The organism is Stappia indica (assembly GCF_020177335.1).
In the GTDB taxonomy this organism is placed as follows: Bacteria; Pseudomonadota; Alphaproteobacteria; order Rhizobiales; family Stappiaceae; genus Stappia; species Stappia indica_B.
In genome coordinates this window covers 507,728-523,571 of record NZ_JAIVMG010000003.1, presented here as the reverse complement: position 1 = coordinate 523,571, position 15,844 = coordinate 507,728, and the positions used below count along the sequence as shown (strand labels likewise).

19 protein-coding genes are annotated in these 15,844 nt (G+C 63.2%); 11 read left to right on the top strand and 8 right to left on the bottom strand.

Annotated features, from left to right (window positions below; translation table 11 throughout):
- Positions 1-21: 21 nt before the first annotated feature.
- The 9 genes from LC062_RS06850 (at position 22) to LC062_RS06810 (ending at position 8,304) form a co-directional block, all read left to right on the top strand.
- Entirely contained in the window at positions 22-1,029 is a 1,008-nt protein-coding gene (locus LC062_RS06850; protein ID WP_224910279.1) for an ABC transporter permease, read from the top strand.
- A complete protein-coding gene (locus LC062_RS06845; RefSeq protein WP_224910278.1) occupies positions 1,026-1,937 on the top strand; it encodes an ABC transporter permease in 912 nt (303 codons plus the stop codon). The genes LC062_RS06850 and LC062_RS06845 overlap by 4 nt, the downstream gene beginning before the upstream one ends.
- Before the next feature lie 2 nt (positions 1,938-1,939).
- Positions 1,940-2,944 carry an ABC transporter ATP-binding protein gene (locus LC062_RS06840; protein WP_224910277.1) on the top strand — a complete coding sequence of 335 codons (1,005 nt, stop codon included), beginning with the start codon at positions 1,940-1,942 and terminating at the stop codon, positions 2,942-2,944.
- Positions 2,945-2,949: 5 nt separating this feature from the next.
- Positions 2,950-3,978 carry an ABC transporter ATP-binding protein gene (locus tag LC062_RS06835; protein ID WP_224910335.1) on the top strand — a complete coding sequence of 343 codons (1,029 nt, stop codon included), beginning with the start codon at positions 2,950-2,952 and terminating at the stop codon, positions 3,976-3,978.
- The gene (locus LC062_RS06830; protein ID WP_224910276.1) at positions 3,978-5,084 is read left to right on the top strand and encodes a C45 family autoproteolytic acyltransferase/hydolase; all 1,107 of its coding nucleotides are present in this window, start codon (positions 3,978-3,980) and stop codon (positions 5,082-5,084) included. Before LC062_RS06835 ends, LC062_RS06830 begins: the two co-directional genes overlap by 1 nt.
- A gap of 38 nt (positions 5,085-5,122) precedes the next feature.
- Complete coding sequence (locus tag LC062_RS06825) at positions 5,123-6,103, top strand: sigma-54 interaction domain-containing protein (protein WP_224910275.1); 981 nt, start codon at positions 5,123-5,125, stop codon at positions 6,101-6,103.
- Positions 6,104-6,261: 158 nt separating this feature from the next.
- Positions 6,262-7,644 (top strand): acyclic terpene utilization AtuA family protein, encoded by a 1,383-nt coding sequence (locus LC062_RS06820; protein ID WP_224910274.1) that lies wholly within the window; start codon positions 6,262-6,264, stop codon positions 7,642-7,644.
- Positions 7,641-7,973 carry a DUF4387 domain-containing protein gene (locus tag LC062_RS06815; protein ID WP_224910273.1) on the top strand — a complete coding sequence of 111 codons (333 nt, stop codon included), beginning with the start codon at positions 7,641-7,643 and terminating at the stop codon, positions 7,971-7,973. Before LC062_RS06820 ends, LC062_RS06815 begins: the two co-directional genes overlap by 4 nt.
- Positions 7,974-8,049: 76 nt before the next feature.
- Complete coding sequence (locus tag LC062_RS06810) at positions 8,050-8,304, top strand: type I restriction-modification enzyme R subunit C-terminal domain-containing protein (RefSeq protein ID WP_224910272.1); 255 nt, start codon at positions 8,050-8,052, stop codon at positions 8,302-8,304.
- A gap of 519 nt (positions 8,305-8,823) precedes the next feature.
- Here LC062_RS06810 and LC062_RS06805 read toward each other — a convergent pair.
- The 8 genes from LC062_RS06805 to LC062_RS06770 all read right to left on the bottom strand — a co-directional run bounded on the left by LC062_RS06805 (position 8,824) and on the right by LC062_RS06770 (position 15,090).
- Positions 8,824-9,009, bottom strand: coding sequence for a hypothetical protein (locus LC062_RS06805; protein ID WP_224910271.1), 186 nt, complete (start codon positions 9,007-9,009; stop codon positions 8,824-8,826).
- Positions 9,010-9,020: 11 nt separating this feature from the next.
- Entirely contained in the window at positions 9,021-9,287 is a 267-nt protein-coding gene (locus LC062_RS06800; RefSeq protein WP_224910270.1) for a hypothetical protein, read from the bottom strand.
- Positions 9,288-9,386: 99 nt separating this feature from the next.
- Entirely contained in the window at positions 9,387-9,680 is a 294-nt protein-coding gene (locus LC062_RS06795; RefSeq protein WP_224910269.1) for a hypothetical protein, read from the bottom strand.
- Positions 9,677-9,850, bottom strand: a complete 174-nt coding sequence (locus LC062_RS06790) for a hypothetical protein (RefSeq protein ID WP_224910268.1) — start codon at positions 9,848-9,850, stop codon at positions 9,677-9,679. The genes LC062_RS06795 and LC062_RS06790 overlap by 4 nt, the downstream gene beginning before the upstream one ends.
- A gap of 3 nt (positions 9,851-9,853) precedes the next feature.
- Positions 9,854-10,693, bottom strand: coding sequence for a glycoside hydrolase family protein (locus tag LC062_RS06785; RefSeq protein WP_224910267.1), 840 nt, complete (start codon positions 10,691-10,693; stop codon positions 9,854-9,856).
- 68 nt (positions 10,694-10,761) lie between these two features.
- Positions 10,762-11,376 (bottom strand): DUF4376 domain-containing protein, encoded by a 615-nt coding sequence (locus tag LC062_RS06780; RefSeq protein WP_224910266.1) that lies wholly within the window; start codon positions 11,374-11,376, stop codon positions 10,762-10,764.
- The gene (locus tag LC062_RS06775) at positions 11,373-12,866 is read right to left on the bottom strand and encodes a hypothetical protein (RefSeq protein ID WP_224910265.1); all 1,494 of its coding nucleotides are present in this window, start codon (positions 12,864-12,866) and stop codon (positions 11,373-11,375) included. The genes LC062_RS06780 and LC062_RS06775 overlap by 4 nt, the downstream gene beginning before the upstream one ends.
- A 10-nt stretch (positions 12,867-12,876) precedes the next feature.
- On the bottom strand, positions 12,877-15,090 hold the full coding sequence (locus tag LC062_RS06770) for a glucosaminidase domain-containing protein (RefSeq protein ID WP_224910264.1): 2,214 nt from the start codon (positions 15,088-15,090) through the stop codon (positions 12,877-12,879).
- Here LC062_RS06770 and LC062_RS06765 point away from each other — a divergent pair.
- Entirely contained in the window at positions 15,032-15,442 is a 411-nt protein-coding gene (locus tag LC062_RS06765) for a hypothetical protein (protein WP_224910339.1), read from the top strand. The two genes, LC062_RS06770 and LC062_RS06765, sit on opposite strands and share 59 nt — an antisense overlap.
- Positions 15,443-15,460: 18 nt before the next feature.
- Complete coding sequence (locus LC062_RS06760; RefSeq protein ID WP_224910263.1) at positions 15,461-15,835, top strand: hypothetical protein; 375 nt, start codon at positions 15,461-15,463, stop codon at positions 15,833-15,835.
- The last annotated feature ends 9 nt before the right edge of the window (positions 15,836-15,844 follow it).

Genomic DNA, 15,844 nt, shown 5'->3' with positions numbered 1-15,844 from the left:
TAACACGGACGGGACAAGCATATGTCGCTGGGCAAGCTCACTGAACGGCTGCTCCATCTCGTCCCCGTATTGCTTGGGGTGAGCGTCATCGTCTTCCTGATGATGGCGCTTACCCCGGGGGATCCGGTGGACATCATGATCGGGGATCAGAGCGTTACGCCGGAAGAGGAACAGGCGATGCGCGAGGATCTGGGGCTGGACCTGCCGGTCCATCGTCAGTTTCTGGTGTTCCTCGGCAATGCGGTGCAGGGCGATTTCGGAACCAGTTTCTACCATCGCCGACCTGTGTTCGATGTGATCGTCGAGCGGTTGCCCGCGACCATCGAGCTGAGCCTGGTGGCTCTGGTCATCGCCCTGATGACGGCAATTCCGCTCGGTGTGCTGGCGGCAATCCGGCGCAATTCCATCCTCGACAAGATGGCCACGGTCGGGTCGCTGCTTGGCGTGTCCCTGCCCGGTTTCTGGTTCGGCATTCTGCTCTTGATGCTGTTTGCGGTGCATTTGCAACTGCTGCCGGTCTCCGGCCGGATCGGTTTTGACAGCGAGATCGAGCCGATCACCCATTTCCTCCTGATCGACACGTTGTTGCGCGGCCGGCCGGACGCATTCTGGGATGCGCTGAAGCATATCCTGTTGCCGGCGATCACCCTTGGGTTGCCGATGACGGCCATTCTGATGCGGGTCACCCGCACATCGATGCTTGAGGTGATGCGGCAGGATTACATCGTCTTTGCCGAGGCCAAGGGGCTGAGGCGTGGCCGGATCCTGTTCCGCCACGCTCTCAAGAACGCGTTGATCCCCACCGTCTCGGTCGCCGCCATCGAAACCGGTTCGCTGCTCGGCGGCAACATGATCGTCGAGACCGTGTTCGGCTGGCCAGGGCTTGGCCGGCTGGTGGTGGAGAGCGTCTTTCTGCGCAACTACCCGCTCGTCCAGGCGGCGGTGCTGTTCTACGCGGTGACCTATGTGCTGCTGAACTTCATCGCCGACCTTCTCTACACAACGCTCAATCCGAGGGTGAAGCTGTGACGGTCGCCGACATCGATGCAGGTCCGGTCGCCGTCGCGTCCGGTGCTGGGCAAACGATCTTCCGACGCAACCTTGCGCGGTTCGCCGCCAATCGTCTGGCGATGGCGAGCGTTGCAGTTGTTTTCCTGTTCGTGCTGCTGGCGATCTTTGCGCCATGGATCGCGCCGCACGATCCGAACGAGACGGATCTCTTCCGCCGGCTGCAACCGCCTGCCTGGCAGGCGGGGGGCGAATGGAGCTATCTGCTGGGCTGCGATGCGCTGGGGCGGGATATCCTGTCGCGCATCATCTACGGCTCGCGCATTTCGATTTTCATCGGCGCGGCGGTGATCTTCGTCGCCACCACGGTCGGCATCGCCGCCGGGCTGGCCGCTGGCTATTTCCGCGGCTGGGTGGATGTGACGATCTCGCGTCTCGTCGATATCCTGCTGAGCTTCCCCTACCTGATCTTCGCTATCGGCCTGATGGCGATGATGGGACCGGGCCTCGTCAACATCATCCTGGCCTTGGCCTACAAGGAATGGGTGATCCCCTGCCGGGTGGTGCGCGGGGAGACCCTGGCGACCCGGGAGCTTGAGTATGTCGAGGCGGCCCGGGCGCTGGGGGCCTCCTCGGCGCATATCATGGCGCGGGAAATCCTGCCGAACATCCTGTCGCCGGTGATCGTCGTTTCAACCATCCGCATCGCCCATGTGATCATCCTGGAGGCCAGCCTCAGCTTTCTCGGTCTTGGTGTGCAGCCGCCGACCGCGTCCTGGGGCTCGATGGTTGCCGATGGCCGCGCCTTCATTCTCGGCGCGTGGTGGGTCAGCACCTTCCCCGGCCTGGCGATCCTCCTGCTGGTGCTCGCCATCAACGTGGCCAGCCAGGGATTGCGCGATGCCTTCGATCCGAGGTTTCAGGAGTGACCATGTCCCAGAACGATATCCTGCTTGAGGTTGAGGACCTGCGTACGGTTTTCGACACGAGCGAAGGCGCGGTGCGCGCGGTCGACGGGGTGGATGTTACCGTGCGGCGCGGCGAATGCCTTGGCGTTGTCGGTGAATCCGGTTCGGGCAAGAGCGTGACCTTCTCCTCCGTCATGGGGCTGGTTCGCGCGCCGGGGCGGATCGCCGGAGGGCGGATCCGCTTCGACGGCCGGGATCTGATCGGCCTTGGTCCGCGTGACATGCGGGCCATTCGCGGCCGCGATATCTCCATGACCATGCAGGACGCGCTGACGGCGCTCAATCCGGCGCTGACCGTGGGCGAGCAATTGGCAGAGATGCTGAATGCCCACGACGAGGACCTGCCGGCGCGCGGCGGCGCGCGGCGCCGCGCGATCCGAGAGAAGTCGGTGGAGATGTTGCGGCTTGTCGGCATTCCCTCGCCGGATAGCCGTCTGGGTCAATACCCGCACGAGTTTTCCGGCGGCATGCGCCAGCGCATCATGATCGCCATTGCCCTGGCGCCCGGACCGAAGCTCCTGATCGCCGATGAGCCGACCACAGCGCTCGATGTGACGATCCAGGCGCAGGTGCTGGAGTTGATTTCCGACATTCGTGCCCGGCTCGGGATGAGTGTTGTCTTGATCACCCATGATCTTGGCGTGGTGGCGGAGCATTGCGATCGGGTGATGGTGATGTATGCCGGGCAGGTCGTGGAGGAGGGAGCGACGGTCGATGTCATCGCCAATCCGCGCCATCCCTACACGCGCGGTCTGCTCGCTTCGATCCCGAGGCTGTCCATGCGTGGTCAGCCAATTCGGCCGATTGAGGGGCAGGTTCCGAACCTTGTCGGACTGCCACCCCAATGCCGCTTCTATTCGCGCTGCCCGGAACGGATGGACAGCTGTCTGCAAACTGTCGCAATGCGCCCTGCCGGGCCCGGTCGCCGGGCGCGCTGCATTGCCATCGCGGAGGAGGCGGTTGCATGACATCCCTGACAAATCCGCTGGTGCAGGTCGAGAACCTGTCGAAGGTCTATGAGGGCCGGCGCAGCCTTGCCAATCGGTTGACCGGGGTCGAGCCCTTTTCCGTTCGGGCGGTCAACGATGTCTCGTTTCACGTCGATCGAGGCGAGATCCTTGGTCTGATCGGCGAAAGCGGCTGCGGCAAGTCCACGCTCGGGCGCGCGGTGCTGCGTTTGCATGAACCGACCGCAGGCCGTGTGCTGTTCGATGGCACCGACGTGACCGCCTTGTCCGCCGGCGCCCTGAAGGACATGCGCCGGCGCATGCAGATCGTTTTTCAGGACCCCTATGCCTCGCTCAATCCGCGTTCGACCGTGGCCGATATCGTCGGGCTGCCGCTGCGTCTGCACGGGCTGGCGGCCAGCCGGTCCGAGATGCGCGATCAGGTGGTGGGCATCCTTGAGAAGGTCGGGCTGAACGCGGCACATCTCGACCGGTATCCGCATCAGTTCTCAGGCGGTCAGCGGCAGCGGATCGGCATTGCCCGGGCGCTGATCAGCCATCCGGAATTCATCGTCTGCGACGAACCGGTGTCGGCGCTCGATGTGTCGATCCAGGCGCAGATCATCCAGTTGCTGCTGGAGTTGAAGGACGAGATGGGCCTGACCTACCTGTTCATCTCCCACGACATTTCCGTGATCGGCTATCTGAGCAACCGGGTCGCGGTGATGTATCTCGGCGAGATCGTCGAAATGGGGCCGGCGAGCGATGTGCTGGCCCGGCCGCGCCACCCCTACACCCAGAGCCTGATGTCGGCGGTGCCCGATGTCGATGCGCCCGGACATCACCAGCGCGTGCGCCTGACCGGCGACCTTCCCTCGCCGCTCGATCCGCCACCGGGCTGCAAGTTTCACACAAGATGTCCACTGGCTACCGATGCCTGCAAGCACGCGGCGCCGGTGCCGGAGGAAGTCTCACCCGGGCACAGGGTGGCCTGCCACCGGCTGCATGAGAACCTGTCCGTTCTGGAGACGGCATCGCGCGCGGAGGGGTGTTGATGGAGGCGGTCAGGATCGAAGAGGGGCAAGCCCTCGATCTGCGCGGCGACAGCCGGCAACGCGGTCTCGGTCAGGCGGAGGCGGGCGACGTCGCGCCGGCGCAGGTCATCGCCGCGACGGTGGCGCGGGTGGCGCAGGCCCGCCGTGCCGGCGCCTTCAACGAGGAGGTCCGCGCCTATCTTGTGGCACAGCGGCGCTTCGCCGAAATGCATGATCCCTGGTCTCTGGCGGAGCTTTCCGGCATCGCCGAAGGCTTCGGCCTCGATATGGACGACCTGTTCGACCATCTGCATCTGCGGATCGTCGGTGACCTTGGCGAGGGCGCCATGCTCGATGGAGCCCCGCTTGACGGCGATGGTTGTAGTGCGCTTGCCATTGGCGCCGGCGAGGCCGGCCCGGTCGTCGCCAAGAACCGGGATTTTTCCGGAACCCATCTGGGGGTGCAGACCGTTTTTCGCCATACCGGGCCGGACATCGCCACCGGGTCGATGCTGTGCGTTGGCAGCCTGGGCAGTCCCGGTGCCTATTCCAGCGGCATGAATGGGCGCGGATTGATGCTGGCCGATACCCAGGTTGGCGCAAAAACCCATAAAATGGGCTGGCTGCGGTACTTCCTGATGAACCGGATCCTCGCCAGCTGTGCCAGCGTGGCCGAGGCACTCGCCTTCATCCGCTCGGTGCCCCATGCCGGCGGCGGGACGCTGGTTCTTGCCGATGCCGGCGGTGCGGTGGCGGCAGTTGAGCTCGGCGCGCGGCAGGTTGCGGTGGAGCAGAAGAACAGGGTTCTGCGCACCAACCACTTCGTGTCCAAGGCTCTGGCCGGCGATACGCTGCCGCCGGAGGACGATCGGGTCGCCGCCAATTCGGAAACCCGTCTGGCGTTTCTCTCCAGTGCCCTGCCCCGGCTTTCCGGCGAGGTGACGGAGGTCATGCGGCTGATGGCCCGGCATGCGGACGACGAGGGCCGTTCCGCACCGGTGTGTCAGCATGCACAAGGTGCCGAAGCGCAAACCATTTCCTCGGTGGTTTATTCCTGGCGTGATCGGTGTCTATATTTCCACGAGGGAACCCCATGTCTCGGGAAGTGGAAACGGTTCGCCCTGTGAGCGCGGTTGGCGCGTCCAAGGCGCGGCAAGGGACGTGCATGACGGGCTATCAGAATGACCTGATCGGTGATCATCCGAGCATCCTGGCGCTGCGTGCGCTGATCGAGCGGGTTGCGCGCTCGCCGGCGCAGAATGTGCTGATCTACGGGCCGACCGGCACCGGCAAGGGCATGGTCGCGCGCATGCTGCACCGCTTGTCCAGCCGGGCGTCGAAACAGTTCGTCGATATCAACTGCGCCGCGATTCCCTCAAGCCTGCTGGAATCGGAATTGTTCGGCCACGAAAAGGGAGCCTTCACCGGCGCCATCGATCGCAAGGTCGGGCTGGTCGAGGCGGCAAACCATGGCACCATCTTCCTGGACGAAATCCGGGAAATGGAGCCGATGCTGCAGACCAAGCTGCTCAGCCTGCTCGACACCCATGAATTTCGCCGGGTTGGCGCGGTGCGGACCACCGCCGTCGACGTGCGTTTTATCGCGGCGACCAACAAGGTGCTCCTGTCGGAGGTGGTGGCCGGTAACTTCCGTGAGGACCTCTACTACCGGCTTCAGGTCGTCGCCATCAACATTCCCGCGCTGGCTGAGCGGGGCGACGATGTGTTGAAATTATCCGACTATTTCATCGCCAAATACAACGGGCGGTATGGGCGGACCATCAAGGGGCTTGCAGCGGAAACCGCCGAAATCTTCCTGCAATACCGGTGGCCTGGAAACGTTCGCGAGCTGGAAAACCTGATCGAGCGCATCTTCATTCTTGAGGATGACGACGTGATCGCGCCGCATCACCTGCCGGACCGAATCCTGCGAACCGTCCGGGGCGGGGCTTGTGCGGAACATCCAACTGCCCGAATCGATCTGGCGATGGGGTTTCGCGCCGCGACCGAAGCCTATCAGCGTCAGCTTGTCGAGCAGGCGCTGGCGGCCTCCAGGAACAATCTCAAGGAGGCGGCCGGGTTGTTGAAGATCAGCCGCCACGCACTGCGCCATCAGATGATCAAACTGGGAATGACGGGCGCGTGAGATCCGCGCGCGGGTGCGTGTGAATGGCGCGCCTCTTTTCTGGGTGGTTGAGGTTGTTTTTTATTTATCAAATATTTCAGTGACTTGATTTGATATTTTGAGTTGGCACACCCCGTGCATAGAGCCGGTCGGGATTTTGCAGATCGGAGAATTCAGACATGACGAAATCGCTCAAGGTCATTTGCCCGAATGGGCATTTGGGCTTCGCGCCGTTGAAGACGGAGAGTTTCCATATCGCCGTCGCGGCGGGGACGGACTATATCGCCGCCGATTCCGGCAGCGACGATATCGGTCCGGTTCCGCTCGGCAGCGACACATGCGCCAGCCCCCGCGCCTGGCAGGAGCACGATCTGGAAGTGATGCTGCTGGCGGCGCGCCGCACCGGAAAGCCGATGATCATCGGCTCGGCCGGCGACACCGGCACCAACAGCCGGGTCGACATGTATGTGCAGATCATTCGCGACCTGGCCCGCAAGCACGATCTGGCGCCATTCCGCCTCGGCTGGTTCTATTCGGAGGTCGACAAGGAGGTCGTGCGCGCCAGCATTCGCGGTGGATCGCCGGTCCAGGGACTGGACGGACGGCCGGATCTCGATGAGGCGGAGCTGGACGCCACGGATCGCATTGTCGCCATGGCGGGCGTGCACCCGTTCCGCGCGCTGCTGGAGGAGGGCTGCGACGTGATCATCGGCGGGCGCTCTTCCGACAGTGCGGTCTTCGCTTCCGCAGCCCTGCACGAGGGCTATCCGGACGCCCAGGCCTACTACCTCGGCAAGGTGCTGGAATGCGCGTCTTTCTGCGCCGAGCCCTATGGCGCGAAGGAAACCGTGATGGGCGAGATCACGCCCGAGTGGGTCGAGGTCACGGCCATGCATCCCGAGCAACGCTGCACCGTCGCCTCGGTGGCGGGACACGCCATGTACGAACGCTCCAACCCGTTCCACGAATATGTCGCCGGCGGTCTGCTCGACATGACCGATTGTCGCTACGAGCAGGTCACCGAGAAGACCACCCGTGTCACGGGAATGCAGTTCGTTCCGGCTGAGGAGTTCCGCGTCAAGCTCGAGGGCTCGGGGCGGCTCGGAGCACGCTTTGTCGGCATGGCCGGGATTCGCGATCCCTACACCATCGCCAATGTCGATGCGGTGATCGAATGGGCGCGGACCCAGGTACGCGAGCGCTTCGGCGACAGCGGCTGGGAGCTTCACTACAACGTCTTCGGCCGCAACGGCATCATGGGCGAGATGGAGCCGCTGAAGGACAAGCCGGCCCATGAGCTGCTGATTGTCGTGCAAGGGGTGGCGCCGACCCGGGAGATGGCCGAGGAGCTGACCATCACCGGCACGCGGCAGCTGTTCTATGCCCGCCTGCCGGAGGTCAAGGGGACGGCCGGTGGTGTCTCCTTTGTCTTCGACGAGGTGATGGAGGCAAGCCCCGGCTGCCGCTGGACCCTCAATCACACCATGGCGGTGAATGACCCGCTCGCCCTGTTCCCCACCCACAGCGAGATCGTCGGTGCCGACGTTCTGGAGACCGCATGATGATGACGACGAAGAAGCTCTCCGAATTGGCCAAGACCATTCGGTCGAAGAACGCGGGCACGGACAAGATCACCTTCGATGTGATCTTCCGCGAACGTGAGGTCTACGAGACGGTCAAGCGCTCCGGCGCGCTGACGCGGGCAACCGTTTCGGCCCTGTTCAATATCAGCGACAACCGCATCACCGACTTTGTCGAATACGATCCGGCCAATGCGATCAAGTTCACCATCCTGCGCCCCCGTCCGAGCGGGAGCCCAGGCGATCCGGACATCTTCGGCGCACAGCAATATGCGCCGCTGCTCGATGTTGAGGTGAATATCGACGCCTGATTGGGCCGATGGCATCGGAAAAGGCAAACGGCGGCGTTTCCGGAAGGGGGCGCCACCGTTTGGTATCGAGGTCTGCGTGCTCGACCGCCAGGCGGTTCGCGGCGCCTTCTCCGCGTTCGTCGCAGATGCCGCCTCCACCCCGGAACAGATCGAGTTCATCGACATGATCGTCGACCACCTGACCGAAAAAGGCGTGATGGATCCGCAACTGCTCTACGAGAGCCCGTTCACGGATGTGGCACCGAGTGGACCGGAGCAGGTTTTCGACCTGACGCGGGCCGACGAGCTGGTCGACGCGATCAACGAGATCAACCGCAGCGCGGCGGTGTAATCCGAAGCAGGCGGGCTCTGCGCCAACTCAGACACTCATCCCCCGCCCGCAGGTTTCAGTGCCGAAGCGCCATCCGTAACTGTATTGGTCTCGGCGGCAGGATCGCGTCCTGGCGTTCGTCTTGAAGAAGTGCCGAAAACCATGCAGCGGCGCTATTTCCGCAGGCTCTCGATCTTCGGCGCTCACTCTCGCGTAGGATCGACCGCGGGTGTCCTCGTGAAGGTACCGGATCCTGCCTGCCATGACATGCCCATGTGTATGCGTCTGTGTAGACGCAGCATGTATGCAAGCGGCTGAAAAGCAAGAGGGAATAACGATTTCAAGGGGAAGAATGGTGCTGCCGGAGAGATTTGAACTCTCGACCTCTCCCTTACCAAGGAACGTGTTTTCGCCTAACCTATTGTTTTCTGGCGAAAAGAGCAGTCTTTACAATGGGGCAAAACGCACTGATTTGCATCGCCGGCACTGAACCCAGGTTCATTGAACCTGCGAGCACTCCTTAAAGCGCCCGCTGTAGGCTCATCGCGGGGGCGGAGGCCGGGCTGCCTCGTTCATGGCGATCCCTTCCAGCGCCTCGGCAAGCTGGCGCGCCAGCTTCGCCATGACGTAGCGATCGGAGATGACGTGCCGCTGCGCGCCGATCTCGACCACGATATACGTCTCTCCGGTTGGCCGGCGGATGTTGCAAAGCTGGTCGGCGGTCATGGGAGCCCCCGTTATTTCCGGGTTTCGAAAAGCCGGTCCATCTTGCTGTCGATCCGGCGCAGGTAATCAGACAGGCTGGCGATCTGTGCTTCGAGCCTGGCGAGGCGTTCCGGCTGCTCTTGCGTCCGGTCGGCGACGTCCTCAAGGTGAGCAACTCGGTTGCTGATGCTGGCGGCCCACCAGACGGTGGACCCGGCGTGCATCATCAGGGCGACGATAAGGCCGATGGTCACCTTGCGGTCGAGGTGCCATTCGCGGCGCTGGTCGGCGTCAGTCATCAGCACCCCCGGCGGCGAAAATTGCGGTCATTGCCGGCGACCCGCTCGGCGCCGGACCGATCGGCCTGAACCAGCGCTGAGAAGCCCCGAGGCGACAGGTCATTGAGCCTGAAGCCCGCGCAACCGGTCGCACCCGACGACTGGCATCCCGCGAGCGCCAAGGTACTCAACGCAAAGATCGTGATCAGAGAGATTGCGGAGGCGCGTGTCATCATGCTGCCGCTCCTTTTCAGCTTGGGCAGCCGCGACCGCCATTTCGGTTTCGTGAGCCTGGTATCCGGCCCGGTACTGCGTCCGGCCATGCCACCATGCGGCGACCATCACGCCGACCATCAACAGCCCCACAAGGCCGGCTTTGGAGCGCAGGACGGACAGAAGGGCGGCGATGGTCACGTCGACCACCCCCGCATTTTCGCGAGGATGAACCAGCCTTCATTGATCGCGGCGGCGAGCAGCAATGCGCCCACCATCACCATGTCCGGATCGTCGGCCATGCCTTCCAGTCCGAGCGCCGGGCCGATGATGTAGCGCAGGGCAACGCGCACGTAGGGTGCGTATTTCATGGCTCAGTCTCCCTTCGGCTTGCGGGTGGCGATGAAACCGCGGATCCACCAGACGGCGAGAACGGAAACGGCGATGCCGCCAACGAACAGCAAAACCTGGGCAGTGGGCAGATCGGAGACATAGCCGGCAATGGCTGCGATGAAGGCCGCAACCCCGGCGCCGCCGATGTCCTTCCGCGTTGCCTTCACTGTGAGGAGCCGCTTTGCCGTGGCGCGGGAGGCCGGGCCGAAGATGCCGTCTACCACAAGGCCGTTGTCCCGCTGGAACGAGCGGACCGCGACCGGCCACTTGTCGGTGTCGTAGCCAAGCTGGCGGAGAAGATCGCCGTCATGCTGGGCATCGGGCGCGGGCGCTGACCCGTGGCCATAATTGCCATTGGCGAGCAGAGATGCCTCCTCCTTGCGACGCCGGACCAGCCCGGCCAGCCGGCGACCACCGGCGGTGTTGTAGTTGGCCGCGAGGATCATTGCCGCGCCGTCGACATCGCCGGCCTTGAGCGCCCGGCCCCAGCGCCATTTCACCGCGCCTGGGCCGAGGTTGAAGGCGACCGAACAGGCCGCGTCGAACTGGTGCTGCGGCAGATCGCCGAAGTAGGCCGTGACCGCCACGCCATATTCCTCGTCCACCAGCTTCGCCAAGACGGTATCGGCATCGTCGCGGCTGATCCTGTCGCCAAGCTGAAGCGCCCTGCCCCGCTTGGCCCGCCAGTAGGCCGCGAAGATACGGCTGCGCATCGTGAAGCCGTAGCCGATGGTCAGGACGCCCACCGAGTCACGGTAGGCCTTGGACACAAAGCCCTCATGGCCGGCGATGAACGCCAGCCCGCGCTTGCTGATCTTCATGGGTAGAGTCCTTGGTTCAGGCACAAAAAAACCGCCCAGAGGCGGTGTGATGCGGAATGCGTAGAGGCTTATCCGGCCAGCGCGGCAGTGAATGCCGCCTCGACCTCCGGCGGGGTGGTCAAGGTCCCCGCCTCGATCTGATCGGCAACGGACTTCTTGGCCGCGAACGACGTGTTGACGTGGGTAAGGACAGCGTCCGAAACGGCAACGATGCCCGCCGCGTCGAGTGAGAAATAGCCATTCTTCGCCGACCAGGTAGTCGCGAACCCTGGGTCATTATCCGCAGCAACGCGGGCGCCGAGGATCTTAGCCTGTGACGCCAGATCGGTTTCGATCTCCATGGCATCCGAGCCGACCGTGACGGTCACGCCGACCGCCTCATGCATCTGACGAATATGTGACAGGTGCGCATGAAGATCGGCGACGGTAGGAGCTGGCCACTCCCATGCGCTGCCGTTCCACACCATGTCGCCGTGTTCAGGCGGTCCCGGCACCCCCACGCTGTTCGGCGGCGGAACCACCTCCGGCGTGACGGTCTCGACTAGATCGTCCTGCGGGATTTCAGCGCCAGTCTCCGGGTCAATGATCGGCGGTTGCGGTGTGCGCACCTCATAGGCCGGAGCCGGTGCGAAACCACCAAGGTCTTTGCCAGTCGTGGCGTCTGCGAAGTATTTCGTGGTCATGCGTAAGCCCTCACGATCAACCGCCAGTTTGCCGGCGTGATCGTGGCGCCGGCCTTCGTCGTCTTGTTCAGGATGTAAATGCCGACCGCGCCAAAGATGATATTGAAGTTGGTGGCATCAACGGTAGCACCCACGCCAATGCCAGCCGCAACATACAGCGCGCCAAACGGTAGCGGGTAGACGTCGTTGACAGAATATCCGTGCTCGGCCGTCTTGCAGATGAGTTCCATCTCGCGGACCTTCGGTGCCTCGCCCAGCCCGTGCGGCAGCGTTAGTGCACCACCGGCGGTAATCACCTGCTCTCCGCTGTTGTAGGGCGGCTTGGTGATCGGCAACGGCTGGCCGTTGATCGTGAGCGCGTCCACATCAAGCGTGCCGTCGGCCTCGACCCGCAACCGTTCTACGCCGTCCAGATACCCCTGCAGGTTTCCGAACGTATCCAGCACCCAATCAAAGTAATGCGCGACGCCCGTCGTCCGCAGGCGCAAGCCGACCTCAAGCGATCCGCCATCGCCGGCGATTTCGACGCGCTTGCCCGGGCTGTTCGTGCCGATGCCGAGGCCGGTCGGGGTGAGCCTGGCCGTCTCCACGCCTGCGGAATAAAACGCCCAATAATTGGCCGTGATGAAACCCGCGCGTGTACCCTCCGGGCGAAGGTCAAACGGCTTGTTCGACGTGAGGTTGAAATCACTCGTCCCGGAGCCGATCTGACCCGTAACCGTGTCGTCTGTGTCGGAGAAATTGATAACCGGCGTAGGGCCGGAGATACTGATCGAGTGCGTCACATTCAACGTGGTGGCCGCAACCGCCGCTGGCGTGGTCTGACCGATGGGCGTGTTGTCGATGGAGCCGCCGGTGACCGCAACGTTATTCGCCGCCTGCGTGGCCATCGTGCCGAGCCCGAGGGTCCCCCGCGCCGTTGCCGCGTCGGCGTCGTCAAGCAGCGTCCGCGCATAGCCTGTGAGCGTGGCAAGTGCCGCAGTCGTCGCCCCGGTGAAATACGGCAGCTTGTCCGCGGCCGGCGTCAGCCCGTCCAGCGCTGCAAGGGCAGCGTCAAGCACAACGGTCGGGTTGACGAGCAACCACGCCCCGGCGCCCCCGTTTGCGCTCGCGTCATACTGCACCAGGTAATGGCCGCCCGTGACAAGCTCGCCGCCTTCAAGCGCCGCGTCCCCGTTCTTCCGGATCGCCTTCGCTCCCACGCCGTCGATGCTCAGGGTGGCCGGCCCGGTGTTGTCAGCGCCCGCAACGAACGCGAACATGAAGCCATCACCGTAATTCGTCAGCCCGCTGTCCGTGGTCAGCGTCAAGACGTTCGCCGAACCGCCAGCCGTCGCCTTGCCGCCAATATCGTTGAGCAGCGCGCGCAGGTCTGCAGCCAGCCCGCGAATGGCGTTGTTCAGATTGGCCGGGGTGCAGCCTTCGGCCACGTTCACATCGCCGACCGTGGTGTTATCACCAGCGGTCGTACTCAGATCGTAAATGCTCATGGGTGCCCCTTCAGTACCTGCCGCGCGCCGATGCAGCGCCCGCCGACCCACGGCTTGCGCCAACGCTGTCCATCGGCCCGGCCACATTGCCGCCACCGAAAATCCCGCCAAGGAAATCACCAACCCCGGACAGGAACCCGCCGCCGCTTCCGCCACCATGGGTGGCCGTCGCCCCGCCACCGCCACCGAACACCCCGCCGAGGGTGCCGAGTTCAGACCTCGCCTGCCGCGAGACGCGGCCGATCGGGTCGCTGAACAGGCCGCCAAGGAACCCGCCGCCCTCGTTCTGCGCCCCGTCCATCCGGTCGCGTGTCGCCCGGTCCACAACGTCCATGCGGTCGACAATGGCCTTAGACCCGCCAAGAGCATTCGCCAGGCTGAACAGCCCGCCGCCCCCGGCCGCGTCGAGCCCCATTGCAATGGGCCCGGTCATGAGCCCCGCGCTCGGGGTCAGATCGATGCCGAAATCGTCCTTGAACGCCCCGAACAGGCCGGACCCGGTGCCGGCCGCCTTGACCCGCTCCGGCGCGTTGTCGTGCACCTTGGAAATTCCGGAGCCATAGGGGGAGAAGCCATAGGACCAGCCAGGCCCGGGGTCTGGGTTCAACCCGTAGCGGCCGACCGCTTCCGCCACCGCCGGCACGGCGCCGGCCAGGGTTTTCGCCGGGGTATTGGCCGGGCCGCGTGGTGCGCCACGGGTCGCAATCGTGCGGGGCGCTTCGAGAGCAGGCATTCCCGGCGCAGGCATATCGACCACCTGCGGCGGGGTCTGCCCCGGGACCACCTCGTCAATGCCTGGGAGGTCCGGACGCGCCTGGCTCATCATCGGGGTGCTGGTCGGGGCGCCAAGTGCGCCAAGCAGACCGCCGACAGTACGCGGAACCTCGGTATCCGGGTCCGCGAAATCGGAGAACAGGCCGGTGTCCTTCTTCGGCTCGGCAACCTGCACCGTGGCGGCCCCGGTCAGGCCGGGCGTGGTGCCGATCTCACCGGAAGCGCGGGCGGAAACGGCCGGCGCACGCGAAACCTCCGGAACGCTCATGCCGGCATATCCGCCCATGTCCATCGCGCCGGGGCCGTAGTCGCCGCTTCCAATGGCCGTGCGGTTCGTAGCCATGACAGCGGCGCGACCCATTTCAAGATCGTCAACGTTATCACGCACTAAACCAGGAGAGCGTTGCACCGCGTATTCAACGGCTTGGTCTACGTTATCAAACGTCGGGAAAGTTTCGCCTGTGATCGGGTCAACTGGACCATTTTTGTTTATATAATCCGTGACTTGTCGTTCAGACAGTTTGTTTCCAAAACGATCAATTGAGGGAAACGAAACCCACCCCTTATTTGTCGGAACAGTGATCGTTTTTTCTGAATAAACGCCCTCTGGATCAACGTAGGTTTTGCGGCCAGATACACTGTGAAACCCAGTCCACTCCGGTTTTGTGCCATTTGGACCTACATTCGCAATGCCGTCGAAGATGGAGCGGCCCGGCTCATAGGCCGTCGCCGGTGTCGCGCCAATACCGCGCGGGCTTGCCGGAAGATCGGCGAGAAATCCCCGCGAAACAGGCTCGACCGGGGCGGCGACAACCGCAGGGGCGTCAAGCATGGCGCTTGGCTTCGCCTGAGGCGTCGGCGCCTCAAACCCAGGCTTCGGTGTCGGCGGGGGCGCTCCGAAAAGATTGGTGTTGGAGACGATTTCGAAGCCGTCGAGGATCGATGGTCCCGTTTGTGCCCCTGTTCCGAACAGCCCCTCGATGTCGGCGTTGAGTTCGGTGTTGCCGGCGAAATCCAAGAGGCCTTTGGGCGCGATCTCGGGTCGGTAGTCTGAAATCAGACCGCCAATCGAGCGCACCTTTTCGTTATAGCGAGGGTCGGTGGCGTAAGACGGCTTGCCGGGAACGCCGATATTGAGGCCCAAGACGGCTTCATCGAGCGTGTTCGCCTGCATAACGCCGGGGTAAACGCGCTCCATCAGGCCTTTCCAGCCCGCAAAGCTGCCCACCTTGCTGTCGAAGTTGGCGAACGGCTCTTTGCGGGTCACGCGCCGCCCGTTCTCAACCTCCCAGGTTGTGCGTTTCGTGCCTTGCCCCGAAAAGTCCTTGATGCCATGGTAGTTGTTGCGTCCTGATGGAGAACGACCCCAACCCGTTTCATGGATTGCTTGAATGACAGCAAGATCAGCCTGGGGGCCGCCTAACCCCGCCTTTGCCGCCGCTTCGTACATCTCACGGACTGTTCGTTTTTGGCTTTCGCTTAGCCTTGCCATTCTTTCCCTCGCTGGCATGACAACGGCGTCCGCTGCGCAGTTCGCGCGCGGGGAGCCGGAATATGAGGATTGGAAGGTTGCGCTAGAGTGCCGGGGCCAAGTCGGCGGCAAGCCGATAAAGCGGGGCGACCTGTTCTATTTTGTTGGCGAAGAAGATGGCTATCTAGCAGAGCGCATTGTTCCAATTTCTGCTGCACCAGACGCCATTATTTCGGCTTGCGAGTGGGTAAAGCCAAGTCGAACCGTTGATGAGATGCGCTTTTTCAGCGACTTCTATCACGACTATTCAAATTTCACTCGAAACCAATAAGATTTAGAGGTTAATACAATGACCCGCTTTACGTTGTTGGCTGTCTCGGCTATCGCTCTTGCAAGCTGCCAATCAGTTGAAAATGAACGCGCCAACATGATCAACTACGGAACGCAGGGCGATATCTGCTTTCATGCATCAAACCCTAAGCCGCTTCTCGTTGACGAGAATAAAACCCGCGCCGCGAAACAGATTGTCAGGGAGAGCGGCATTCAATGCGACTGGCCCAGGTATGCGGCGATCCATGCGCAGAATGAGCGATCGAGAAATTCTCAACTCGCGGCAGGGGCAATGATGGGCAGTATGCTTCTGTCGACTCCACAACCAACGCGGATGGCTACGAGCTGCAGGACGGTCTATCAGGGAAACATTGCTAATACAGTATGCAATTGAGGTTTCCAT